Annotated in this window: 22 protein-coding genes; 3 read left to right on the top strand and 19 right to left on the bottom strand. The window is 59.5% G+C overall.

Translation table 11 applies throughout. The features are described from left to right. Window positions 1-89 precede the first annotated feature (89 nt). Both VOI22_RS04845 and ssb read right to left on the bottom strand, forming a co-directional pair. Window positions 90-917 (bottom strand): class I SAM-dependent methyltransferase, encoded by an 828-nt coding sequence (locus VOI22_RS04845; RefSeq protein ID WP_323795435.1) that lies wholly within the window; start codon window positions 915-917, stop codon window positions 90-92. A gap of 38 nt (window positions 918-955) precedes the next feature. Next, window positions 956-1,486: a single-stranded DNA-binding protein gene (ssb, locus tag VOI22_RS04840; RefSeq protein WP_323795434.1), complete on the bottom strand. Its 531-nt coding sequence runs from the start codon at window positions 1,484-1,486 to the stop codon at window positions 956-958. Between the two features lie 188 nt (window positions 1,487-1,674). Between ssb and uvrA the strand changes: the two genes are divergently transcribed. Beyond that, entirely contained in the window at window positions 1,675-4,539 is a 2,865-nt protein-coding gene (uvrA, locus tag VOI22_RS04835) for an excinuclease ABC subunit UvrA (RefSeq protein WP_323795433.1), read from the top strand. Between the two features lie 43 nt (window positions 4,540-4,582). On the opposite strand, the gene VOI22_RS04830 is transcribed toward uvrA, so the two are convergent. Then, on the bottom strand, window positions 4,583-6,007 hold the full coding sequence (locus VOI22_RS04830; protein WP_323795432.1) for a hypothetical protein: 1,425 nt from the start codon (window positions 6,005-6,007) through the stop codon (window positions 4,583-4,585). Between VOI22_RS04830 and trmFO the strand changes: the two genes are divergently transcribed. Then, window positions 5,984-7,369 (top strand): methylenetetrahydrofolate--tRNA-(uracil(54)-C(5))-methyltransferase (FADH(2)-oxidizing) TrmFO, encoded by a 1,386-nt coding sequence (gene trmFO, locus VOI22_RS04825; RefSeq protein WP_323795431.1) that lies wholly within the window; start codon window positions 5,984-5,986, stop codon window positions 7,367-7,369. The genes VOI22_RS04830 and trmFO overlap by 24 nt on opposite strands. 1 nt (window position 7,370) lies before the next feature. Here trmFO and VOI22_RS04820 read toward each other — a convergent pair whose 3' ends face one another. From VOI22_RS04820 to yajC, 6 genes are all read right to left on the bottom strand, one after another. Further along, window positions 7,371-8,219 carry a phytoene/squalene synthase family protein gene (locus VOI22_RS04820; RefSeq protein ID WP_323795430.1) on the bottom strand — a complete coding sequence of 283 codons (849 nt, stop codon included), beginning with the start codon at window positions 8,217-8,219 and terminating at the stop codon, window positions 7,371-7,373. Further along, a complete protein-coding gene (locus VOI22_RS04815; protein ID WP_323795429.1) occupies window positions 8,216-9,136 on the bottom strand; it encodes a phytoene/squalene synthase family protein in 921 nt (306 codons plus the stop codon). Before VOI22_RS04815 ends, VOI22_RS04820 begins: the two co-directional genes overlap by 4 nt. A gap of 22 nt (window positions 9,137-9,158) precedes the next feature. Then, window positions 9,159-9,536, bottom strand: coding sequence for an Mth938-like domain-containing protein (locus tag VOI22_RS04810; protein WP_323795428.1), 378 nt, complete (start codon window positions 9,534-9,536; stop codon window positions 9,159-9,161). A gap of 4 nt (window positions 9,537-9,540) precedes the next feature. Continuing rightward, window positions 9,541-10,509: a protein translocase subunit SecF gene (secF, locus tag VOI22_RS04805; protein WP_028465126.1), complete on the bottom strand. Its 969-nt coding sequence runs from the start codon at window positions 10,507-10,509 to the stop codon at window positions 9,541-9,543. A gap of 12 nt (window positions 10,510-10,521) precedes the next feature. After that, window positions 10,522-12,093 carry a protein translocase subunit SecD gene (gene secD / locus VOI22_RS04800; RefSeq protein ID WP_028465127.1) on the bottom strand — a complete coding sequence of 524 codons (1,572 nt, stop codon included), beginning with the start codon at window positions 12,091-12,093 and terminating at the stop codon, window positions 10,522-10,524. An 87-nt stretch (window positions 12,094-12,180) separates the two neighbouring features. Further along, complete coding sequence (gene yajC / locus VOI22_RS04795; RefSeq protein WP_323795427.1) at window positions 12,181-12,531, bottom strand: preprotein translocase subunit YajC; 351 nt, start codon at window positions 12,529-12,531, stop codon at window positions 12,181-12,183. Between the two features lie 290 nt (window positions 12,532-12,821). Between yajC and VOI22_RS04790 the strand changes: the two genes are divergently transcribed. Continuing rightward, window positions 12,822-13,679, top strand: a complete 858-nt coding sequence (locus tag VOI22_RS04790; RefSeq protein ID WP_028465129.1) for an ATP-binding protein — start codon at window positions 12,822-12,824, stop codon at window positions 13,677-13,679. Between the two features lie 13 nt (window positions 13,680-13,692). Here VOI22_RS04790 and VOI22_RS04785 read toward each other — a convergent pair whose 3' ends face one another. The 10 genes from VOI22_RS04785 to VOI22_RS04740 form a co-directional block, all read right to left on the bottom strand. Then, window positions 13,693-14,748 carry a peptidoglycan DD-metalloendopeptidase family protein gene (locus VOI22_RS04785; protein ID WP_323795426.1) on the bottom strand — a complete coding sequence of 352 codons (1,056 nt, stop codon included), beginning with the start codon at window positions 14,746-14,748 and terminating at the stop codon, window positions 13,693-13,695. A gap of 129 nt (window positions 14,749-14,877) precedes the next feature. Continuing rightward, complete coding sequence (locus tag VOI22_RS04780; protein WP_323795425.1) at window positions 14,878-15,522, bottom strand: protein-L-isoaspartate(D-aspartate) O-methyltransferase; 645 nt, start codon at window positions 15,520-15,522, stop codon at window positions 14,878-14,880. A gap of 6 nt (window positions 15,523-15,528) precedes the next feature. Next, complete coding sequence (surE, locus tag VOI22_RS04775) at window positions 15,529-16,326, bottom strand: 5'/3'-nucleotidase SurE (protein WP_323795424.1); 798 nt, start codon at window positions 16,324-16,326, stop codon at window positions 15,529-15,531. 14 nt (window positions 16,327-16,340) lie between these two features. Beyond that, the gene (gene serS / locus VOI22_RS04770; RefSeq protein ID WP_323795423.1) at window positions 16,341-17,630 is read right to left on the bottom strand and encodes a serine--tRNA ligase; all 1,290 of its coding nucleotides are present in this window, start codon (window positions 17,628-17,630) and stop codon (window positions 16,341-16,343) included. Between the two features lie 102 nt (window positions 17,631-17,732). Next, window positions 17,733-18,554 (bottom strand): twin-arginine translocase subunit TatC, encoded by an 822-nt coding sequence (gene tatC / locus VOI22_RS04765; protein ID WP_323795422.1) that lies wholly within the window; start codon window positions 18,552-18,554, stop codon window positions 17,733-17,735. 3 nt (window positions 18,555-18,557) lie between these two features. Further along, window positions 18,558-19,016 carry a Sec-independent protein translocase protein TatB gene (tatB, locus tag VOI22_RS04760; protein WP_323795421.1) on the bottom strand — a complete coding sequence of 153 codons (459 nt, stop codon included), beginning with the start codon at window positions 19,014-19,016 and terminating at the stop codon, window positions 18,558-18,560. A gap of 89 nt (window positions 19,017-19,105) precedes the next feature. Beyond that, window positions 19,106-19,345, bottom strand: coding sequence for a twin-arginine translocase TatA/TatE family subunit (gene tatA, locus VOI22_RS04755; RefSeq protein ID WP_323795420.1), 240 nt, complete (start codon window positions 19,343-19,345; stop codon window positions 19,106-19,108). Between the two features lie 115 nt (window positions 19,346-19,460). Next, window positions 19,461-20,534 carry an ABC transporter ATP-binding protein gene (locus VOI22_RS04750; protein ID WP_323795419.1) on the bottom strand — a complete coding sequence of 358 codons (1,074 nt, stop codon included), beginning with the start codon at window positions 20,532-20,534 and terminating at the stop codon, window positions 19,461-19,463. A 147-nt stretch (window positions 20,535-20,681) separates the two neighbouring features. Further along, entirely contained in the window at window positions 20,682-21,341 is a 660-nt protein-coding gene (gene scpB / locus VOI22_RS04745) for an SMC-Scp complex subunit ScpB (RefSeq protein WP_323795418.1), read from the bottom strand. Continuing rightward, the gene (locus VOI22_RS04740; RefSeq protein WP_028465136.1) at window positions 21,338-22,132 is read right to left on the bottom strand and encodes a segregation and condensation protein A; all 795 of its coding nucleotides are present in this window, start codon (window positions 22,130-22,132) and stop codon (window positions 21,338-21,340) included. Before VOI22_RS04740 ends, scpB begins: the two co-directional genes overlap by 4 nt. Window positions 22,133-22,138 lie beyond the last annotated feature (6 nt).

Raw genomic sequence — 22,138 nt, 5'->3', positions numbered from 1 at the left:
AGGACCTTCAGAAGTCCCTGAATTTATAACAGAACGGTAACGAAGGAACAATCTTTACGGTGATTTTTTTGAGCCCGATTGTCCATTATTTACAGATACTTGCGCGCCGATATTGAATAACTCAGCGGAAGACGCGGCATCCCTTCGGGTAAACGGTACAAACCACCCTCGCATGGCTCCATGAAAGCCAGCGCTTTCCAGGCCACCGTATCGAACTCATGCAGGTACTCGATCTGCAGGCCGGCATCGATCAGGGCTGTGACAACTTCGCCGACCGGGTGGGTCCATTCGTAGCTGCGCTGGGTCCGGAGAACCGCATTTTCATCCGCGTAGGAATCCGTTCCGTCGAATGAGATGGGGTCGGGTTTATGGAAATAATCGTAAATCGGCGCGTGCGGGGCCGGCGCGTAATCGTCGAAGCTAAGCGTTACGGGATGCTGGTCCAGAAAATAGAAACGGCCGCCCGGTTTCACGAAGTGTGCAACAACCCGCGACCATGCCTCAATGTCCGGCAGCCAGCAAATCGTGCCCCAGGAAACGTAGACCAGATCATATGTTCCCTGGACCAACTCCGGTGCGTCATAGACGTTTCCTTCGATAAAGGCCGCATCGATTCCCGCCCGCTCCGCCAACTCCCGAGCCTGCTTGATTGCGACGGGCGAGAAATCCAGACCGGTAACGCTTTTCGCGCCCTTGCGGGCCAGCAACAGCGTGTCCAGGCCGAAATGACACTGCAGATGCAGGATATCGAGGCCTTTGACGGAACCGAGTTCCTCCAGTTCCGTCTTGTGCAGGTCGCGAGCGCCTTCCGGACCGCTCAGGAAGTCTTCGACGCCATAGTCACTGCCGGCGGAAGTGTAATGCACTTCCGCCAACTCGTTCCATTTTTGCTGATTTGCTGCCTGAAACTTATCCATGCCGTCGGACCCTGTCGGTCGGCGCGTACCAAAGCCGCTTAGAACGGAATCTCGTCGTCGAGATCGCCCGGGCCGCCGACTGGAGCAGGACCGCTACCCCCGCCGCCCTGGCCACCGCCACCAGAGCCGCCGCCGTAACCGCCGCCCTGATTGTAGCCGTCGTCACCACCATAGCCGCCACCCTGGCCTCCGCCGCCGCCCTGACCGCCGCCTTCGTTGCGGCCGTCGAGCATCTGCAGCTCGCCACGGAAACGCTGCAGCACGATTTCAGTGCTGTATTTCTCGACACCGGACTGGTCTGTCCACTTGCGTGTCTGCAACTGGCCCTCGACATAGATCTTCGAGCCCTTGCGGAGATACTGTTCAGCGACCTTTGCAAGATTCTCGTTGAAGATCACAACACGGTGCCATTCGGTCTTCTCCTTACGCTCACCGCTGTTGCGGTCACGCCAGGATTCGGAGGTGGCGACGGAGAGGTTCACGACCTTGTTTCCGTCCTGCATGCTCCGGATGTCCGGATCGCGTCCGAGATTGCCGACAAGGATGACCTTATTGACGCTGCCTGCCATGGTTCTATTTCCACTCTGCTCTGCGAATTTGTTTGCTGGACTGTCCCATATCCGGGACTGCTAATCCAGTCGGGATCGATTACCGTCGGCTTCTCTCCGGATTTGCTGCACCTGCAAAATGCGGGTGGCCAAGTCCAGCCCTGCGCCTTATAAATGTTTCTGTTTCGTTCTTAGTCCGGATTCTGCCAATGTCAGCCTCTTCCGAACCGAAAGATATCCGTGTCCAGGGTGCCCGCGAGCACAACCTGAAGAGCGTCGATGTCTCCATCCCGAGGAACAGCCTGACGGTTCTGACCGGGCTCAGTGGCTCGGGCAAGTCGTCGCTGGCCTTCGATACGATCTATGCCGAGGGACAACGCCGCTACGTCGAGAGCCTGTCGGCCTATGCGCGGCAGTTCCTGGAACTGATGCAGAAGCCGGACGTGGATTTGATCGAGGGCCTTTCACCGGCGATCTCCATCGAGCAGAAGACCACGTCGCGTAACCCGCGCTCCACGGTCGGCACAGTAACGGAGATCTACGATTATCTGCGGCTGCTCTACGCCCGGATCGGTATCCCCTACTCGCCCGCGACCGGCCTGCCGATCGAGAGTCAGACTGTCAGCCAGATGGTCGACCTGATTCTCGAGATGGAGGAAGGCACTCGGCTATACCTGCTGGCGCCGATCGTGCGGGGCCGCAAGGGTGAGTATCGCAAGGAGATGGCGGAGCTGCGCAAGCAGGGCTTTCAGCGTCTCAAGGTTAATGGCGAACTCTATGAAATCGATGACGTTCCGGCCCTGAACAAGAAGCTGAAACACAATATCGAAGTGGTGGTGGACCGGCTTGTCGTCCGTGAGGGCATTGGCACCCGGCTTGCCGATTCCGTCGAGACCGCGCTTGATCTGTCGGATGGTCTGCTGATTGCCGAGGACGCGTCCAGCGGTGAGCGCAAAACCTTCTCCGCAAAGTTCGCCTGCCCGGTTTCCGGCTTCACCATCGACGAGATCGAGCCTCGGCTGTTTTCCTTCAACAATCCGTTCGGGGCCTGCCCGACATGCGATGGCCTCGGCAACAGTATGTATTTCGATCCGGACCTGATTGTTCCGGACGGCAGCAAAAGTCTGCGCAAGGGGGCCCTGGCACCGTGGGCAGGGTCGACCTCTAAATATTACGCGCAGTCACTGGCGAGCCTGGCGAAGCATCTCGATGTCTCTCTCGACACCGCGTTCGAGGATCTGCCGGAAGGGGCGCAGCGCGCCCTGCTCTACGGTACGGGTATTGAACGCGTGGTGATGACCTTCGACGACGGATTGCGGAGCTACCAGACCAACAAGCCGTTCGAGGGACTGGTGCCGAACATGGAACGGCGCTTCCGGGAAACCGATTCCGCCTGGAGCCGCGACGAGCTTTCCAAATACCAGTCCGTTGCACCGTGTGAGGTCTGCCTCGGCCAGCGCCTGAAGCCGGAAGCGCTGGCGGTGAAGATCGAAGGCCGCAATATCAGCGAGCTGACGGAACTGTCTATCTCCGAGGCGGTGAAATGGTTCACAGGGCTGAGCGACAGCCTGACGGGCAAGCAGGCTGAGATCGCCGAGCGTATCCTGAAGGAAATCAACGAACGCCTTGGCTTCCTTAACAATGTCGGTCTGGACTACCTCACCATGTCGCGCGCTTCCGGCACACTATCCGGCGGGGAAAGCCAGCGTATCCGCCTCGCTTCCCAGATCGGCTCAGGCCTGACCGGGGTGCTCTATGTACTCGATGAGCCGTCCATCGGGCTGCATCAGCGGGACAATGACCGCTTGCTGACCACCCTCGTCCGCCTTCGAGATCTCGGTAACACCGTGCTCGTGGTCGAACATGACGAGGATGCGATCCGGGCTGCCGATTATGTGGTCGATATGGGTCCCGGCGCCGGGGTGCATGGCGGCACCGTGGTCGCGGCGGGCACGCCGGAAGAGGTCATGCGGGCGCCGCAGAGTCTGACCGGACAATACCTCACCGGTCTTCGTCAGGTGCCGATCCCGGCGAAGCGGCGCAAGGCGACAAAAGCGCGTCATATTCGGCTGACCGGCGCCACGGCGAACAATCTGGACGATGTCACGGTCTCCATTCCGCTCGGCACCATGACCTGCGTCACCGGGGTTTCCGGCGGCGGCAAGTCCTCGCTGATCATCGAGACGCTGTGGAAAGCTATCGCCAAGAAGCTGCATGGCGCGCGCGAACACCCGGGACCCTATGATTCAATTACCGGGCTCGAGTTCATCGACAAGGTGGTGGATATCGACCAGTCGCCGATCGGCCGCACGCCACGCTCGAACCCGGCGACCTATACCGGCGCTTTCACGCCAATCCGTGACTGGTTCGCCGGTCTCCCGGAAGCCAAGACCCGGGGCTACAAGGCCGGCCGGTTCTCCTTCAATGTAAAGGGCGGACGGTGCGAGGCCTGCCAGGGAGATGGCGTCATCAAGATCGAGATGCACTTCCTTCCAGACGTCTACGTTCAGTGCGATATCTGCAAGGGCAAGCGGTATAACCGTGAAACCTTGGAAATCACCTACAAACAGAAATCCATCGCCGACGTGCTCGCGCTCACGGTCGAGGAAGGCGTGGAGTTCTTCATGGCCGTGCCGTCGATCCGCGACAAGTTGGTGACGCTACAGCAGGTCGGGCTTGGATATGTCCAAATCGGTCAGGCGGCCACCACGCTCTCGGGCGGTGAAGCGCAGCGGGTGAAGCTCTCAAAGGAGCTGTCCCGGCGGGCGACCGGCAAAACACTCTACATTCTGGACGAGCCGACGACCGGGCTGCATTTCGAAGATATCCGCAAGCTGATGGAAGTGCTCCATGCGCTCGTGGACCAGGGCAACACGGTGATCGTGATCGAGCACAATCTCGAGGTCATCAAGACCGCCGACTGGATCATCGATCTCGGCCCTGAGGGCGGCTCCGGCGGCGGCAGGATCATCGCCGAGGGCACGCCCGAGGCTGTCGCCGAAACGGCGGGCAGTTACACGGGCAAGTACCTAGCGCCCTATCTGGCTGCTTCCGGGGCGAAGAAGTCGGCCTGAATCCACCTTCTATAAGAGAGCTCATCCAGTCCGCCCGCGTGACTCAGGCGATCTTGAAGACCGGCCCGAAAACACTGAGCGCCGGGGCTACTCCGGGTCCGTCCACATAATCGCAATGAACTTTGCGTGCCGTGGTCGCCGTATCGAGGTCAGGGGCATCAAATACGAATGTCCGTTTCTGACCACCGCTATTTTTGACGACGAAATTGCTCAGCTCCTCGACCAGGGAAGGCGTGATCCCTTTTGTATCTCCGGTGCTGCAACCGGTCCCGATCAGTCCCGCCCCCTCTAATTGCGCCGCACGACCGAATGTGCGGGAGAAAGAACCAACAAACCCGGCGCAAAATGGTGAGATATACGCGAAAGTATTATGCAGGACGGTCTGTGGAACATCATTGTCGAGCCCCATGATCAACAGCATGAGTCGGCGCTCAGCCCATTCCGGAAGCAACTTGAGTTCGGAAAGAACGACTTCCCGGAATTGCTTGTTGGTCAGGGAGCTCATATGCAGAGGCAACAGTAGTAACGGCTTTGCCCTGGGCGTATCCTTCATCATCGCCTGAGCCAACTGAAGTGACGCAACATCCATCGCGCATTCAAGCGCGCCGGTCTCGCTTCCCGCTTCCGGCATCGTGCCGTCCGGTATCGACAGTTCAGCGCGATACATTGAAACCAGACGCTTGCGGATATTGGTGACCGGCCAATAGACCAGCTTGATTGTTTCCCTGACTTGCTCGAACGCCTCGGTTTCTTCCGCCTGCTTTTCTTGCCGTGCTTCTTCCACTGTCTCGGTCAGCGCCTTGACGTCCGTCAGCTTCTCCGGCTCGTCGCGGGGGATCTCGAAGACCATGGATTTGACTGTGACGCCATGGAACCCGCTATCCGCACTGCTGCCATGCAGGCGCCGGTTCACTTCATTGGCAATCTGCTGTGCTTTCTTGTTTGCCGTTTCCTTGTCGCCCTGCCCGAACAACACGATGAACTGCTCGGCGTTGGCGAGCACATAAACATCATTCGGCGTGATGACCTGCTTGATGATGGTCTCTGTCAGCAGATGAACCTTGCCGCGAACCTTGCCCCAGCTAGGGCCGAATTTTTCCTTCAGGCTCTCCAGGCCGAGCATTTCGACATTGCCTGCCATCAGGGCATCCGCCGCCATCGTGTTGGTGCGGCAGAAATCGATCATTGCGGATTTGAAGCCGTCCTTATCGGTCGGATCCAATTTCTGACGGTCGAAACTCTCAAAATACCCTGTGTCGCTCATCTGATTTTTTGACCGGTTATCCGCGGGTGAGAAGGCTTTGCAGCCAATGGGTAATATGATGCAGAAAAGTAATAAAAACAGGGTTAACGCAGACGCCTTCCTTTGTGCCGCGTTGATGTCGGTGCTTTTAAGGTCTATCTGTCTGCAAATTGCGACCCGCAGCGAGAAATTGGAAGTTTGATGGATAACATGCGCCCGGTTCATGTCATTGGCGGCGGCCTTGCCGGATCCGAGGCGGCCTGGCAACTGGCCGAGGCCGGAGTGCCCGTTGTGCTGCACGAAATGCGGCCGGTTCGTTCGACCGAAGCGCATCAGACCGATGGTCTTGCCGAACTCGTCTGCTCCAATTCCTTCCGCTCGGACGATGCAGAGGGTAACGCCGTTGGCGTGTTGCATGAAGAAATGCGCCGGGTCGGCTCCGTGATCATGACGGCGGCGGATATCCACAAGGTGCCAGCCGGCTCCGCTCTCGCAGTCGACCGCGATCATTTCTCTGCAGCCGTAGAGGAAGCGCTGACCGGACATCCGATGATCACGGTCGAGCGCGGCGAGATTGACGGGCTGCCGCCGGAAGACTGGGATTCCGTGATCGTCGCGACGGGCCCGCTCACATCGCCGGCACTTTCCGAAGCCGTCGCGAAACTGACCGGGCAGGACTCTCTCGCCTTTTTCGATGCGATCGCGCCGATCGTGCATAAGGAAAGCATCGATTTCGACAAGGCCTGGTTCCAGTCCCGTTATGACAAGGTCGGCCCAGGCGGAGACGGCAAGGACTACATCAACTGCCCGATGGACGAAGCCCAATACGAGGCATTCATCCAGGCCCTGCTCGATGCGGAGAAAATGGAATTTCGCGAGTGGGAGAAAGACACTCCCTATTTTGAAGGCTGCATGCCCATTGAGGTGATGGCAGAGCGCGGTTCCGAAACTCTACGCTTTGGCCCGATGAAGCCGGTGGGCCTGACCGATCCGCGCACAGGAACGAGGGCGCATGCCGTGGTCCAGCTGCGTCAGGATAATGCCCTCGGCACGCTCTACAACATGGTCGGGTTTCAGACCAAGATGAAGTATGGCCCGCAAACCGAGGTCTTCCGAAGCATTCCCGGGCTGGAAAAGGCCGAGTTCGCGCGGCTAGGCGGTATTCACCGCAATACCTTCATCAATTCGCCGCTGCTGCTGGACGACACGCTGCGCATGAAAGCCATGCCACGCTTGCGTTTCGCCGGACAGATCACCGGTGTCGAAGGCTATATCGAAAGTGCGGCCATCGGCATGCTCGCCGGGCGATTCGCTGCCGCAGAGCGTCTGAATACCGAGCTGTCCCTGCCGCCGCGAACCACAGCGCTCGGTGCGTTGCTCGCCCATATCACCGGCGATGCCGACGTTGAAACCTTCCAGCCGATGAACGTCAATTTCGGGCTGTTCCCAACGATCGAGCCGGAAATCACCGCGAACGGAAAGAAGCGAAAGCTGAAAGGTCGTGACCGCAAGGCTGCCATGGCCGGACGCGCCCTGCGCGATATCGATGAATGGCTGTCGGGTAACAAAGCTGCCGCTGCGGAGTAACTCAAAACCGCCGGATCAGCCGCGCCAGCCAAAAGCGCCAAACATCAAGCGGATCGTGGTCGGCAAACTCTGGTCTGAATGGATCGTAGTCCAGCTTGGCCAGCAGCCGGATCCGTGCGCGTGCCTGGCGGGCTGGCAGCAGCAACGGCGCAAGGTGCGAATGCTTTGGTGTGCGCACCAATCCCCGTTCGATGAGAGTTTGCGCATGTTCTGCCATCTGTTTCACGGCTTTACGAGCGCCCTCGTCTGCCTTCAGCTCCGCAAAACCGCGACTTTCCCCACCATGCGGTTCAATAACAGCGCGCGGCAAAAACGGGCGCCGGACCGCTTCATCGAAAGCGGCCGCGCGTAACTTCCCGACCAGGGCATGCCCTGCGGCGATCTCGGCAAAACCGTCCAGATCCGTACTCTGCCCGGGAGCCAGTATTTCCGCCACAAGCGTAACCAGTGGAAGCGTTGTGGCCCTGAGATAGCCTTCCATTTCCGCAAGGTCGTCCATCGGGCGATCTTCTAGATCCCGCTCCCGGGCGTTGATCAACGCGTCGAATGGCGCACGCGGCAACCCGTAGGCTGCGATGCAGGCTGCAAGCGGCTCGATCACCTCATGCTGGCGCGGTGTTCCGGCATATATTCCCTCGATACTGTCGCGCCACCATTGCAGCCTGATCGCGCCGATCATTGTTTCGCTTACGCTTTCACGAGTCTTCGCCACCTCATGATTGAAGGCGAAAAGCGTGAAGACTGCCTCGCGATGCCGCGCAGGCGCAAAGAGGCCAAACCGAAAACGGTCCAGATCATGCCGGCGGACCAGAGCGGCTGGCGCCGAGAGTGCAGGAGGCTGAGCGGTCATGACGGGGCTTGCGAGGGCAGCAGTTTCTTGCGGAGTGCCACCTCGAGGGACGGCGCGTCGGCCATCCCCGTGAAATAGTCCGCTGAAAAACGCTCGAAGAGCGTCTCGTAAATACCGATCAGCCCGGACAGAGCCAACTGTTCACGCCGACCTATGAGTGGCTTCAGAGCCCTTAAAGCGACGCGCCCGGCTTCAAGATAAGAGGATGCCCGCTGCCGAAGATCCGCTGCCAGAGAGCCAACACGCGGGTCACGCGACCGAATCGCGTCCGTGAGACCGGTCTTCTGCAATCCTGCATTTTCGATTAGACGATCAGGGACGGTCACCAGCCGCTCAGACCGCTCCGCATCTTTGGCCAGATCGCGGAGGATATGAACGAGGTAGCAGAATATCCCGAGATCGGCAGCATAATGCACCGGCGGCTCGGGCAAATCCCAGGAAAAACCTCTTTCCGCCGGCTTCGCACCGAGGAGATAAATGAAGATCGTTGCCGGCGCGACGGTCGCGCCCGCTGCGTAGCCTAGGAAATCTTCCCAGTCAGGCATCGGCTGTTCGCGGACATCGCGCCGCATAGCGTCAGCAAGACCGGTCCAGGGCGTCTCACCAAGGTCGGAACAATGCGCCGTCTTCCGCAAGGCACGATAAACCTGCGCCGGAAGCGGCCCCTCTTCCGTTCGGCCAAGACATTGGCCCTGCCAATTGTCGATATCGGCCAGCATGGCGCCGCGCTCGTGCTCACGGTCCTCGGACGGGCGACAAAGAAAACCATCGTCGACCGCGTCGTCGATCAGACGCATGGCGGCGTAGGTTGCGAAGAAAAAATCCTGCCGTGGTCCCGGAAGCAATCGCGCGGCATGTAGGAGGTTCGCGTTGGCCCTCCTGGCTATCTCGCGGCAGAACGCAAAATCCTCAGCCATTGCCGGATTGTCGCCGTAAGAATCAGTCAACGGGCAGCAGCGCGGCGGCGACGCGGCGCCCTTCGGCCAGCAATACATTGTAGGTGCGGCAAGCGGCTCCTGTATCCATGATATCCACCACAGGCCCCTTTTCCCGGATCGCCGCGCGGATGGACGGCAGGATGAACTCGGTGCGCGCGCCTGTGCCAAGCAACAGTATCTCGGGGACCGTCTCTCGATCCGTCACCGGCGAGAGAGCGGCTGCCGTCAGGTCCTCGACACTGGCTTGCTGCCAGACTTGTGTTTCGTCGGGAAAAACAAAAACGGCGCCCTGATAGCGGACGCCGGTGATCCGGAACGCCCCGTCGCCATAGGTCTCTATAAGCTGAAGACCTTCAGGGATCAGGGGCGTTACATCCATTGGATCAGTCCTTTTTGTCGGCAGCTCCCTGCCGCTCGTATTCCGGCATCTGGACCGGGGAGTCCGCGTCATCTTCCTCGCCCCGGCGCGGCTGCATGTAAAGCAGCAACGGCACGGCAATGAAGATCGAGGAATAGGTCCCGATAATGACCCCCCAGATCATGGCCAACGCGAAGTCGGCCAGAACCGCTCCGCCGAAGAAGTAGATCGCCAGCAGAGCAAGCAGGGTGGTGACCGAGGTCATCGTCGTACGAGAGAGGGTCTCGTTGATCGAGAGATTGAACAGATCTGCGAACGACATCTTCTTGTACTTGCGGAAGTTTTCCCGCACGCGATCAAAAACGACCACGGTGTCGTTGATCGAATAACCGGCGATGGTCAGGATCGCAGCGACCGTCGGCAGGTTGAACTCATGCCCGTTCAGAGCGAACAGCCCGAGGGTCGAAAGCACATCGTGGCTAAGCGCGATCAAGGCACAAATGCCGAACTGCCATTCGAAGCGGAACCAGATGTAGATCATAATCGCCACGAGAGCGCAGATGACCGCGATAAGCCCGGCTTCCTTCAGTTCCTCACCGACTGTCGGTCCGACAAACTCAGTGCGGCGGTATTCAACGCCCTCACCCAGTGTCTCTTTCACTTTTTCGACGGCGGTAAGCTGTTCCGCTTCCGATCCGTCCTGACGCTGGATACGGATCAGAATATCGTCCTCGGCCCCGAACTCCTGGATACTGACATCACCAAGTTCGAGTTTGCCGAGTTCGGTCCGGAGAAACTGAATGTCGGAGGGGCCGTCGGTCTTCACCTCCATTAAGATGCCGCCGCGGAAATCGATGCCGAAATTCAACCCGTTGACGGCCAAGGCGCCGAGGCTGAGCAGCATCAGCACAACCGAGAAGGCAAAGGCTTTAAAGCGGTTGGCAACGAACGGCACCTTAGTGCCGTGGGGAACGATGCGAAGTGGTCTGAACATCTGTCTATTCCCTCAGATCGGCAATTCGCTCGGCCGGCTACGCCGCATCCAGAGCACGATGAAAAGGCGGCTGACCAGCGTTGCCGTGAAGAGCGACGTCAGAATGCCGATGCCCAGCGTCACAGCGAAGCCCTTCACCGGACCCGACCCCATGAAGTAGAGGAACAGGGCCGCGAAGAGAGTCGTCAGATTCGCATCGACGATCGTCCGGAAGGCGCGCTGGTAGCCCGCCTCGATGGATGCCATGGGTGTCCGGCCATTCCTGACTTCCTCACGAATACGCTCGAAAATCAGGACGTTTGCATCCACAGCCATACCAACCGTCAGGACAATACCTGCAATACCCGGAAGGGTCAGGGTCGCCTGCAGGCTGGAGAGTACGGCCACGATGAGAGCCATGTTGAAGAACAGGGCGGCATTCGCCAGCAAGCCGAAGAATCCATAGGCAACGATCATAAAGACAATCACCAGCAAGAGACCTATGACACTGGCAAACTTGCCGGCAGCAATTGAATCGGCACCAAGTCCCGGGCCGACAGTGCGCTCTTCAAGCACCTGCAACGGCGCCGGAAGTGCACCGGCGCGCAGCAGCAGCGAGAGGTCCTGGACTTCCTGCACGGTGAAGCTGCCGGAAATGATACCCGATCCGCCAAGGATGGCGGTCTGGATCACCGGCGCGCTGATCACCTTGCCGTCCAGCACGATTGCAAAGGGACGCCCGACATTCTCGGTTGTAGCCTTGCCGAAGCGGCGACCGCCGACCGTATCGAAGCGGAAGCTGACGACCGGCTGTCCGTCCTGGAAGCTCGGCTGGGCATCGACGAGATTTTCGCCGCTAACCATCACCCGTCGCTTCACAACGTAATTACTCGGGGCGCCTGGACGCTCGTCCGCTGCCGGAAGCAATTGCGAGCCCGGCGGCACCCGTCCCTGCATCGCGTCCTGAACCGAAGCGGTCGCATCGACCATACGGAAGGTCAGTTTAGCCGTCTGGCCGAGCAGCGCCTTGATCCGCTCAGGATCGTCAACGCCCGGCAGCTGCAGCAGAATACGATCGTCGCCCTGCCGCTGGATCGTCGGCTCGCGCACACCGGTCTCATCGATGCGTCGGCGAACGATCTCGATCGACTGAGCGATGGCACGGGCCTTGAGATCGCGCATTGCAACCTCTGTCAGCGTGATCCGGATCGTGTTCCCTGCACCGGTTTCCGTATCTGTTTCCGGATCGATCCTGCGGACAGTATTCCGCGCTTTTTCAAGATCTTCTGGATTGCGAACGGTGAAGTGAACCGCGTCGCGCGCCACACCAAGGCCGCGATAGCCGATCCGCTCCTGGCGCAGATTGCGCCGGGTCTGATCGACAATGGCTTCCAGCCGTTCGGCAACGACGACGTCCACATCGACTTCGAGAAGAAGATGTGAGCCGCCCTGCAAATCAAGACCGAGATTGATCTTCTTTCCGGGGAGCCAGGAGGGAAGATCCTGGGTCAGGTCGCGCTCGATCACATTCGGAAGTGCGTACAGCACACCCAAGGCGCAGACCAGCGCCACGAGAGCGGTTTTCCAAGGCTGAAATTGGAGCATCTTTATGTGCCTCTAGCCATAACGGGCCATCGCCATAACGGGTCAGCGGATGTGTCAGCGGCGCCCGTCAGGGCGCCGCGAGGACTCTTACTTTTTGTCAGTGGCTTCCGCCGTCGCGGGTTCGGTTTTGGCCCGAACGTCGGAGAGCATGCTGCGGGCCACGCGGACCTTCACACCTTCGGCGACTTCCACGAGGATCTCGTCTTTATCATCGATCACCTTGGTAACCGTACCGATCAGACCGCCATTGGTGACGACAACATCGTTCCGGCGGACTTTGGAAAGCATTTCCTTGTGCTCTTTGACCCGCTTTTGCTGCGGGCGAATCAGCAGGAAGTAGAAGACAACGAAAATCAGGACTAACGGCAGGAACGCCATTACGTCGAAGCCGCCGCCGAGGCCGCCAGCCGCTTGGGCATAGGCTGGTGAAATGAACATCAAGTTCTCCCAATTCAGACGCAAAGTTCAGCGCGATCCTTATTCGTATTCGCGCATGCTTCGCTCACATAGTCGCTCCCAGGCGTCTCGGCCAGCGATTTCCACTGGAACACGCCGAAAACTCGGAACGGCGGACTATAAAGGTCCGGCGGGCTTTTTCAATGGCCGGAAAGCCTGTGGAAAAGACAGACCGAGGAATTGACGGACAGACGGCGTGTGATACTTTCCCGCCGCTCCGGTTTCACAACCGGAACAGAGCACGATGATTACTCTTTTCAAGGTCCAGTGACATGTCCGACGCCCGAGAGCTTGAGATTCTCGCCCGTATTGCCGACGCTCTCGAGCGTATCGCACCGCCGCCCGCAAAGGCTGCCGATCTCGGCGACGCCGAAGGCTTTGTCTGGAATGCACAAGCAGGACAGGTCGACCCCGTCAGGCAGATTAACCGTGTCGATATATCTCTCCTGAAGGGGGTTGGCCCGCAGCTGGAACAGTTGCGCGAGAACACTGACCGGTTTGCCCGCGGCCTGCCCGCCAATAACGCGCTGCTCTGGGGTTCGCGCGGCATGGGCAAGAGCTCGCTGGTCAAGGCCGTCCATGCCCAGGTCAATGAGAAGCGCAACGGCATCCTGGCCCTGGTTGAAATTCACCGAGAGGACCTCGAAACCCTGCCGCGTCTGCTGAATCTGGCACGGGATACGGAGCGGCGTCTGATTGTGTTCTGCGACGATCTCTCCTTCGACTTTGCCGACAATTCCTACAAGTCCCTGAAGGCGGTCCTGGAAGGCGGCGTCGAAGGCCGGCCGGACAATGTGCTGTTTTATGCGACGTCCAACCGCCGTCACCTGATGGCCCGCGATATGATCGATAACGAGCAATCTACGGCGATCAATCCGGGCGAAGCGGTCGAGGAGAAGGTGTCGCTTTCCGATCGCTTCGGCCTCTGGCTCGGCTTCCATGCCTGCGACCAGGATACCTTCCTCGCCATGATCGAAGGCTACGCATCAGCCTATGACCTGCCGATCAGCGCGGAAGATCTGCGCGCCAAGGCCAAGGAATGGCAGGTCACCCGCGGCGCCCGTTCAGGACGAGTTGCCTGGCAGTTCATTCAAGATCTGGCTGGCGATCTCGGCAAGAAGCTGGCCTAACCGGCTAAAGAGCTCAGCTTCTGTCGAGATACTGGCGCGGATCGACCGCCCGCTTTTCCCTGCGCACTTCGAAATGCAGCTGCGGCTGATCCACGCTGCCGCTTGAACCGACCGTCGCGATGGTCTGGCCCCGCCGGACGATTTCGCCGCGCTTTACCAGCAGACGATCGCTGTGCGCGTAGGCCGTAATCCAGCCGTTCGCGTGCTTCAGCAACAACAGCTTGCCGAATCCGGGAAGTCCGTCCCCCGCATAAGCCACCACACCATTGTCGGCGGCCGCTACCGGCGCGCCGCGCGGGGCGGCGATATTGATGCCGTCATTATGAAGTCCGCCCTGACGTGGTCCGAAATTCGCAATCACCCGTCCCCTGACCGGCCAGCGGAATTTGGAACCAGCCCGTTGCGGCGGGCGTATTTTCGCAACCTCGAGGCCCGTTTTCGCCTTGGGTTCGGGTGCCGATGCAGACTGGGTCGCGCGAGGTTTCGGTGCCGGAGGCCGCAGAACAACTGTTTGCCGTTCCGAAGACAACGGATTGCGCGGGTTAAGTTCCGGCAAGGCAACGATCCCCGGTGACAGCAATGCGGTTCTGGTGGTGTTGCCACGACTGCCCGGGCCCTTGGGAAACTGCGATGCGCCAAGCGATGTTCTGGTGTTGGAGGCGACGGCGGTGCCTTTCGCGATCTCTTGCGACGGCAAACGCATCTCCTGCCCGACCCGGATCTGGTAAGGCGGTCTGATGTCGTTCATCTGCACGACCGTGCGCATATCGACATTGAATCGCCTGGATATCGAAAAAACCGTGTCTCCCTGCCGCACCACATAACTGCTCGGTGCCGGCAGACGCAGGTCCTGCCCCACATAGAGCTTGTAGGGCGGCTGCAGCTGGTTCGCGAGGATGATGTCCCGTACCGGCACACCGTAGCGCCGGGAAATCTCATAGACCGTATCGTTCGGACCGGCGCTGATCAGCCCGCCGGACGGGATGGCAAGATGAGACGATGATTTCCCGGAGGGGCTAAAGGCAAGACGCGGCCCGCCCGCGCCGCAGGCAGTCAGCAGACCAGCCACAACAAGAAGGGCCGACCAATTTCGAAAGCGTGGGGATGTCATTGCCATATGGCGAGTTTAGGTTTTGCAAACCGCCTTCTCAAGCGGAGCCCGCAGGCCCGCGCCAAGAGCCACTGAACGCTGGAACAATCAGGCGCTGTCCCGCACTTCGCTCTCGACCAGAGGCACGAATCGCACTGGCAGAAGGCATTCATCCTCAATTCCGTCCTCTGTCCGGGTGAACCGGTGAATATGCTGGGTGCCATCCTGCGGGCCGATCGGAACGACCATGATACCGCCCTCGCCCAATTGCTCCAGCAAGGTTCCCGGCACGCTTTCCGATGCCGCCGTGACGAGTATCCGATCAAACGGTGCCTGTTCCGGCCAGCCTTTGCTGCCGTCACCGACCCGGGTCACCACTTTATGCAGGTCGAGAGCTTCAAAACGCTCTTTCGCTTCATCCGACAGGCTGGGATGCCGCTCTATAGTGTAGATACGGCGCGCCAAACGGGCCAGAACCGCGGTCTGGTAGCCCGATCCGGTGCCGATCTCCAGAACCTTGCAGCGATCGTTGAGGTTGAGGGCTTGGGTCATGTAAGCCACCACGTAGGGCTGGCTGATGGTCTGCCCGGCGCCGATAGGTAGCGCCCTGTTATCGTAGGCAAAGGTCTTGATCGGCGACGGAATGAAGATTTCCCGGGGAACCCGCTCAATAGCGCCCAGAACCGCGCTGTCGGAGATCCCTTCGCGCCGCAGTTCCATGATCAGGCGTATCTTGCTTTCCTCAAGAGTCATCGCGGCTCAGTCGGTTGAATGTTCCAGGTGAAAGGCGCCATGAAGCGACTTCAGGGTCTCGTAGTCTGTCATATCCATCTTGACCGGTGTGACAGAGATATAACCTGCATCAATCGCGGCGAGATCAGTACCTTCCGCATAGGGCTTCATGCTCTGCATATGTCCGATCCAGTAGTGCCGTGCCCCGCGTGGATCCGTCACCTCCATAATATCGTCCCCGCTTTTGCGGCGACCCTGGGAGGTTAAATGAATGCCTTTGACCTGATCTGCCGGAACCGGAGGAAAATTCACGTTTAACAATGTGTTCTCCGGAAAACCTTCATGCAGAATCCGGCGGAGGAGATTGGGACCAAAAATCTCCGCCGGGGTCCAGTCCGCCGGTTGGCCGTCAATCAGCTCCTGGCTGAACGCAACAGCAGGAACGCCGAGGATAGTTGCCTCCATGGCGGCCGAGACCGTGCCAGAGTAAGTCAAGTCGTCCGCCAGATTACCGTGCCGGTTCACCCCGGACAGCACAATGTCCGGGAGCTTCCCTTTCATCAGAGAGTTTACTGCAAGCAGCACGCAATCCGTTGGCGTACCGTTCACGGAGAACCAGTTCGGTTGATGCTCCCGCGCGTGCAGCGGGCGCCGGAGGGTCAGGGAATGCCCTGCCCCGCTCTGTTCGCTCTCCGGCGCCACCACCCAGACATCTTCCGATAGCGACCGTGCTATCCGCACCAGGACCTGAAGTCCCGGTGCGTAGTAGCCGTCATCATTCGTAATCAGTATCCGGGCGTTGCCAACATCAAGCGGCCAGGTCATCTCTCGTTCTCCCGTCAGCTCGCGACCGAGATTTTTTCCAACCCGCCCATGTAGGGACGCAGCACCTCCGGAATACTGACGGAGCCGTCGGCTTCAGCATAGTTTTCCAGCACGGCGATCAAGGTCCGTCCAACCGCGAGAGCGGAGCCGTTCAGCGTGTGCACGAATCCAGTCTGCTTGCCGCCATCGAGCCGGTAACGGGCCTTCATGCGACGGGCCTGGAAATCGCCGCAGTTGGAGCAGCTGGAGATTTCCCGGTACATGCCCTTGCCGTCATCCTGCCCCGGCAGCCAGACCTCGATATCGTAGGTCTTGCGCGCACCGAACCCGGTGTCACCCGAACAGAGCGTAACAACACGATAGGAAAGCCCGAGGCGCTTCAGCATTTCCTCGGCGCAGCCGGTCATCCGCTCGTGCTCTTCCATCGACTTGTCTGGATGGGTGACGGAAACAAGCTCGACCTTGCTGAACTGGTGCAGCCGGATCATGCCGCGCGTGTCACGGCCGGCGGAGCCTGCTTCAGAGCGGAAACAGGGCGTGTAGGCCGTGAAGCGCAGCGGCAGTTCCTCTTCCGCCAGAATCGCGCCGGACACCATGTTTGTCAGCGGCACCTCGGCGGTCGGGATCAGCCAGTGATCGCCTGTGGTCTTGAAAAGATCCTCGCCGAACTTCGGAAGCTGGCCGGTGCCATAAAGTGCAGTATCCCGCACCAGATAGGGCGGAGAGACCTCGGTATAGCCGAACTCACCCGTATGGATATCGAGCATGTAGCTCGCCAGTGCGCGCTCAAGACGGGCAAGCTGACCGCGTAACAACGAGAACCGGGCGCCGGAAAGCTTGGCGGCCGTTTCGAAGTCCATCATGCCGAGGCCTTCGCCGATGGCGACATGGTCAGGAGAGGCTTCGTTGGTCCGGGGAGCGTCACCGACCGTACGCAGCAACACGTTCGCGCTCTCGTCCGGGCCGTCCGGCACATCGTCTGCCAAGGCATTCGGCAAGCCGGACAGAACCGTATCCAGCTTTTCCGAGAGGGCACGCCCCTCTTCTTCAAGGCTCTGCATCCGGTCCTTGATATCAGCGACTTCCTTCATCAGGGCATCGGCATCGCCGCCCTGGGATTTCACCTTGCCAATTTCCTTGGAAGCTTCGTTACGGCGCTGCTGCAGGCTCTGCAGCTCCGTCGTCGTATCGCGCCACTGCTTGTCGAGGGATTGGATAGCATCAGCCTGCGGGGCAAACCCGCGGCGCGCCATGGCCTTGTCGAAGGCCGCTCCGTCCTCGCGAATCCATCTGATATCGTGCATCTCACACGTCCATTCTGTTCGGAAATCCGGTTTGATCTTATAGGCAGTGCCACCCGACGGGTCCAGCGGCTGGCCCCGATCCGTTGCCGGGGCGCCGCTCGGTCAGGTGGCGGTGCTAGACGAGGTCTCGTCTTCGTCCTCATCATCATCGTCGTCATCGACCTTCTGGCCGCGCTTTTTCTCGATGATACGCGCGCCGATGATCGAGATCTCATAGAGAATTGCGACCGGAATGGCGAGCAGGACCTGGGAAATCACGTCCGGAGGCGTCAGAATAGCGGCGACGACGAACGCAATGAGAATCGCATATTTGCGCTTCTTGGCGAGACCGGTGGAACTCACCATGCCGACCTTCGCCAGCAGGATGATCAACACCGGCAGCTCGAAACAGACACCAAAGGCAAATATCAGACGCATGACCAGCGAAAGGTACTGATCAACTTTCGGCTCAAGCACCAGCGGCAGCGAACCGTCCGTACCCGGATGCTCAAAGCCGAGAAAGAACTGCCAGGCCAGCGGAATGACCAGGTAATAGACCATGGCCGCGCCGATTGTGAACAGGATCGGCGTGGCGATCAGAAATGGCAGAAATGCCGTCTTCTCGTCCTTGTAGAGACCCGGCGCGATGAAGCTCCAGAGCTGCATCGAAATAATCGGAAAAGCCAGGCAGGCCGCAGCAAAGAAGGCGACTTTCAAATAAGTGAAGAAAGCCTCGTGCAGCGCCGTGTAGATCATCCGGCGGCCGGGCTCACCCTCGGTCAGGCTGGCCAGCGGCTCAACAAGGAACGCAAAAATCGGCTCGGCAAACGCATAACAGATGAAAAAGGCGATAATGAACGCAGCAAAAGAATAGATCAGACGGCTACGCAGCTCCACCAGATGGTCGAGCAGCGGCATCCGCTTTTCTTCGATATCCTCAGTCATTGATCATTGTCCTGCCGCAGCACTTTCCGCCGCGTTCTTACCGTCTGATTTAGCGGGTTTCGCCTCGGCAGATTGATTTGCATCCGGGGTTTTCGTCTCCGGTTTGCTGTCGGCTTTTGCCTCTGTCGTAGATGACTCGACAGGACGTGACGACGCCACATCCCGCGCCTGACCGGCGATCCGCTCCATCTCCTTTTTGGTGTCCCCGCCCGGGTCCACCATGTCGTTGACGCGCTGTTCGAGATCGCCGCTGGTGATTTTTTTGGCTTCCTTGCGGAGATCGTCGAGTTCGGCTTCGCGAGCGACTTCTTCCAGACTGTTCTGGAAATCGCGCGCGATAGAGCGCGCCTTTCGGAGATAGGTGCTGACCGAGCGAACGACGCGCGGCAGGTCACGGGGGCCGACAATGACCACCGCGACAAACGCGATCAGCATGAATTCCTGCCAGCCGAGATCAAACATCAGCGCATACCATTATTCACGCCACGGCACCTGTCGGCCCGCGCGTGGTTCTTTTCCGGCATAAGGGCCGGAGAACCAGGTGAGGTCCGTCAGCTTTTTTGGGCTTCGTCAGCCTTCGGCTGCGCAGCAGCGGACTGCTCGGAATTGAGGCTTTTCGAGGACTCACCCTCGGATGCCTGATCACCATCCTCGTCCTTGATGCTTTTCTTGAAGTTACGCAGGCCTTTGCCGAAGTCGCCCATCAGCGAGGAAATCTTCCCGCTTCCGCCGAACAGCACAACGACGACCAGCAAAACAACGAGCCAATGCCAGATACTACCGAAACCCATGAGCGAACGCTCCCGTCTGTCTAGATTAGTTACGTCCCGTAGTAGGACTTTTTCCGTATATAGGCATGATCATAGGTCCTCTGCAATGTCCCGCACGGCTTTAATCCGCAGGAATTTAGTCTTCCTGCGCGGGAAACACGAAGATTTGCCCCGGGTCGAGTTCTATCCGCAGCCGCGTCCCGGCGTCCGGCAGGAATATACCGGGCATGCGGGAGTGGAAATGCCACTCTTTGGTACTGCCGTTCTCGCCGGACTGAACGTGCAAATGGACCAGGCTGCTGCGTCCTAGCAGGCGCGACTCCATGACCAGTGCCGCATAATCGCTCTGACCTGCCTGCAATGTGGTTACACGCAGTCCCTCCGGCCGTACGATCACTGTTGCCTGCGTCCCTTCCGCCAGATCCTCCACGGCGGCCGGGCCAACCGGTGTTGCGACGTGGCCATCCTTCACCGGCCCGGTAAAGGCATTCACCTCCCCGAAGAACCCGGCAACGAATGCAGAATTCGGATAGCAGTAAAGGCTGTGCGGAGAACCTTCCTGCACGATCCGGCCATCCCGCATCACGGCAATCCGGTCCGCCATGAACATGGCTTCCTCGGGATCGTGCGTGACCATCAGCGTGGCGGCACCGCTTTCCTTCAGGAGATGCAGGACATCGTCGCGAACCTGGGCACGGAGAGCGCTGTCCAGTCCTGAATAAGGCTCGTCCAGCAGAATGATCCTTGGATTTGGAGCGAGAGCCCGAGCCAACGCGACGCGCTGCTGCTGACCACCGGACAACTCATGCGGAAATTTGTCCGCAGCGCTGTCCATACCAACACGGCGCAATTCGGTAAGCGCTTTCTCCCGGCGGACAGACTTTGTGAACACCGAAAGACCAAAAGCCACGTTGTCGAGCACGTTCAAATGCGGGAACAGCGCGTAATCCTGAAACACGAGACCAATTCCGCGTTCCTCGGGCGGCGTTTGCAGGCCGGGCCCCGCAACTTCGGTATTGCCCATCAGCACGCGACCGGTCTGCAGCGGCTCCAGACCGGCGGCAATCCTAAGCGCCGTGGTTTTCCCGCAGCCGGACGGACCAAGCAGACACAATACTTCACCCGGAGCGATGTCCAGGGTCAGGTCATCGACCACACGAATACCGTCGAACTGATGGCTGACGCCTTCCAGGCGAAGGACAGGCGTCATCCTCTGTTCCCGCTCCTGATACCGGTCGGGATTGATGCTGTGCGCAGCGAAACGCGATTTATTTGCAATGTCATCACAGACAGGGAGGTATCAGAAGGCACACGGGTGCTCAAGCGCGGAAGCAATCACATATGTACAAGAGCTTGCTTAAGCTCCGTCCTCACTCTCCAGAAGATCGAACTGGCCATCGTCTTCTTCATCGCCGTCTTCCGGCTCAATGCCATCCTCATCGCCCATGGCAATCGACGTCAGACCCGGCCGTTTGTCCAGCATTCCGGTCGCCTTCAATTCCTCCAGCCCCGGCAGATCGCTCAGTGCCGTCAGACCAAAATGATCGAGGAAGGCCTCCGTCGTCCCCCAGGTCAGCGGCCGCCCCGGTACCTGGCGCCTGCCGCGCGGCTGAATCCAGCCAGCTTCAAGCAGGGCGTCGAGCGTTCCCTTGCTGACCGCGACGCCACGGATTTCTTCGATATCCGCCCGGGTGACCGGCTCGTGATAAGCCACGATAGACAGGGTTTCGATCGCCGCGCGGGAGAGCTTGCGGCGGACTGCCATCTCAACCCGCAGCGCGTCTCCCAGATCCGGTGCGGTCCGGAAGGCCCAACAATCCTTGATCTGCACCAGATGAACGCCGCGCGTGGCGTAGCGTGCCTGCAGCTTCTCCAGAATGCTTTCAGCGGAAACGCCCTCGGGCAGACGCTCGCCAATTTCGGAGATGGGCAACGGGTCTTTGCTCGCGAACAACAGGGCTTCGACGATCCGTTCGGATCGGCTCGGACCGGAATTTTCGGGTGTATCGAAACTCACGCATCGCCCTCCCGGGAGCGAAAATAGATCGGGGCGAAGGTCCCGGCCTGATTGATCTCCGCCTTTCCGTCCTTCACCAGCTGCAGAGAAGCAACAAAGGTCGAAGCAACGGCGGAGCGCAGACGAAGGCCTTTGCGCAGCCCGCTCGGCAGGAAAGAAAACAGGGTTTGCCATTCCGGCACGGCGCCAAGGACGCGGCTGAGACGCTGGACCGCATCCTCGACGGAATAAAGGTGGGTTGCCTCAATGCGCAGGGCCAACCTGTCGTGGCGTACACGGTGATCCGCATAGGCGCGCAACAATTCATACAGCGTCACGTCATAGATCGGGCGCCTGCGAACGGAAATGCTTTCGCCCTGCCCTCTGGCGAAGAAGTCCGCGCCAAACTGCGGGCGGGACATCAGCGCCTCACCAGCCTGCTGCATCGCCTCCAGGCGCATGAGCTGGAACCGCAGGGCCTCCGCCATCTCCTCAGGGCTCTGCTCCTCCTCTTCCTTCTCGTCAGGCGGCAGAAGCAGACGCGATTTCAGATAGGCGAGCCAGGCGGCCATCACCAGATAATCAGCGGCGAGTTCCAGGTTGAGTTTCTGGGCCTGATTGACGAAGCCGAGATACTGTTCCGCGAGCTGCAGGACGGAAACATGAATGAGATCGACTTTCTGATCCCTGGCAAGCTGCAGAAGAACGTCGATCGGCCCTTCGAAGCCGTCGATATTCAGGAACAGCGAAAGCTGAACCGGCTCCCGCCTACGGCGGTGTTCCGGAACAGGACTTTCGAAACCGTCGCTCATTGCCTG

Origin of the sequence: Nisaea sp. (assembly GCF_034670185.1) — a bacterium.
In the GTDB taxonomy this organism is placed as follows: Bacteria; Pseudomonadota; Alphaproteobacteria; order Thalassobaculales; family Thalassobaculaceae; genus Nisaea.
Note: the sequence above shows the minus strand (reverse complement) of the source record. Positions and strands in the feature narration are given on the sequence as shown.

Excerpts from the sequence above, each read along its gene's own strand:
- VOI22_RS04750 (WP_323795419.1), bottom strand. The coding sequence starts at position 20,534 with ATGACGCCTGTCCTTCGCCTGGAAGGCGTCAGCCATCAGTTCGACGGT.
- ssb (WP_323795434.1), bottom strand. The coding sequence starts at position 1,486 with ATGGCAGGCAGCGTCAATAAGGTCATCCTTGTCGGCAATCTCGGACGC.
- trmFO (WP_323795431.1), top strand. The coding sequence starts at position 5,984 with ATGGATAACATGCGCCCGGTTCATGTCATTGGCGGCGGCCTTGCCGGA.
- VOI22_RS04815 (WP_323795429.1), bottom strand. The coding sequence starts at position 9,136 with ATGGCTGAGGATTTTGCGTTCTGCCGCGAGATAGCCAGGAGGGCCAAC.
- VOI22_RS04845 (WP_323795435.1), bottom strand. The coding sequence starts at position 917 with ATGGATAAGTTTCAGGCAGCAAATCAGCAAAAATGGAACGAGTTGGCG.
- tatC (WP_323795422.1), bottom strand. The coding sequence starts at position 18,554 with ATGACTGAGGATATCGAAGAAAAGCGGATGCCGCTGCTCGACCATCTG.
- secD (WP_028465127.1), bottom strand. The coding sequence starts at position 12,093 with ATGCTCCAATTTCAGCCTTGGAAAACCGCTCTCGTGGCGCTGGTCTGC.
- VOI22_RS04780 (WP_323795425.1), bottom strand. The coding sequence starts at position 15,522 with ATGACTCTTGAGGAAAGCAAGATACGCCTGATCATGGAACTGCGGCGC.
- tatB (WP_323795421.1), bottom strand. The coding sequence starts at position 19,016 with ATGTTTGATCTCGGCTGGCAGGAATTCATGCTGATCGCGTTTGTCGCG.
- uvrA (WP_323795433.1), top strand. The coding sequence starts at position 1,675 with ATGTCAGCCTCTTCCGAACCGAAAGATATCCGTGTCCAGGGTGCCCGC.
- surE (WP_323795424.1), bottom strand. The coding sequence starts at position 16,326 with ATGACCTGGCCGCTTGATGTTGGCAACGCCCGGATACTGATTACGAAT.
- VOI22_RS04740 (WP_028465136.1), bottom strand. The coding sequence starts at position 22,132 with ATGAGCGACGGTTTCGAAAGTCCTGTTCCGGAACACCGCCGTAGGCGG.
- VOI22_RS04790 (WP_028465129.1), top strand. The coding sequence starts at position 12,822 with ATGTCCGACGCCCGAGAGCTTGAGATTCTCGCCCGTATTGCCGACGCT.
- serS (WP_323795423.1), bottom strand. The coding sequence starts at position 17,630 with ATGCACGATATCAGATGGATTCGCGAGGACGGAGCGGCCTTCGACAAG.
- VOI22_RS04820 (WP_323795430.1), bottom strand. The coding sequence starts at position 8,219 with ATGACCGCTCAGCCTCCTGCACTCTCGGCGCCAGCCGCTCTGGTCCGC.
- VOI22_RS04810 (WP_323795428.1), bottom strand. The coding sequence starts at position 9,536 with ATGGATGTAACGCCCCTGATCCCTGAAGGTCTTCAGCTTATAGAGACC.
- secF (WP_028465126.1), bottom strand. The coding sequence starts at position 10,509 with ATGTTCAGACCACTTCGCATCGTTCCCCACGGCACTAAGGTGCCGTTC.
- VOI22_RS04830 (WP_323795432.1), bottom strand. The coding sequence starts at position 6,007 with ATGAACCGGGCGCATGTTATCCATCAAACTTCCAATTTCTCGCTGCGG.
- yajC (WP_323795427.1), bottom strand. The coding sequence starts at position 12,531 with ATGTTCATTTCACCAGCCTATGCCCAAGCGGCTGGCGGCCTCGGCGGC.
- tatA (WP_323795420.1), bottom strand. The coding sequence starts at position 19,345 with ATGGGTTTCGGTAGTATCTGGCATTGGCTCGTTGTTTTGCTGGTCGTC.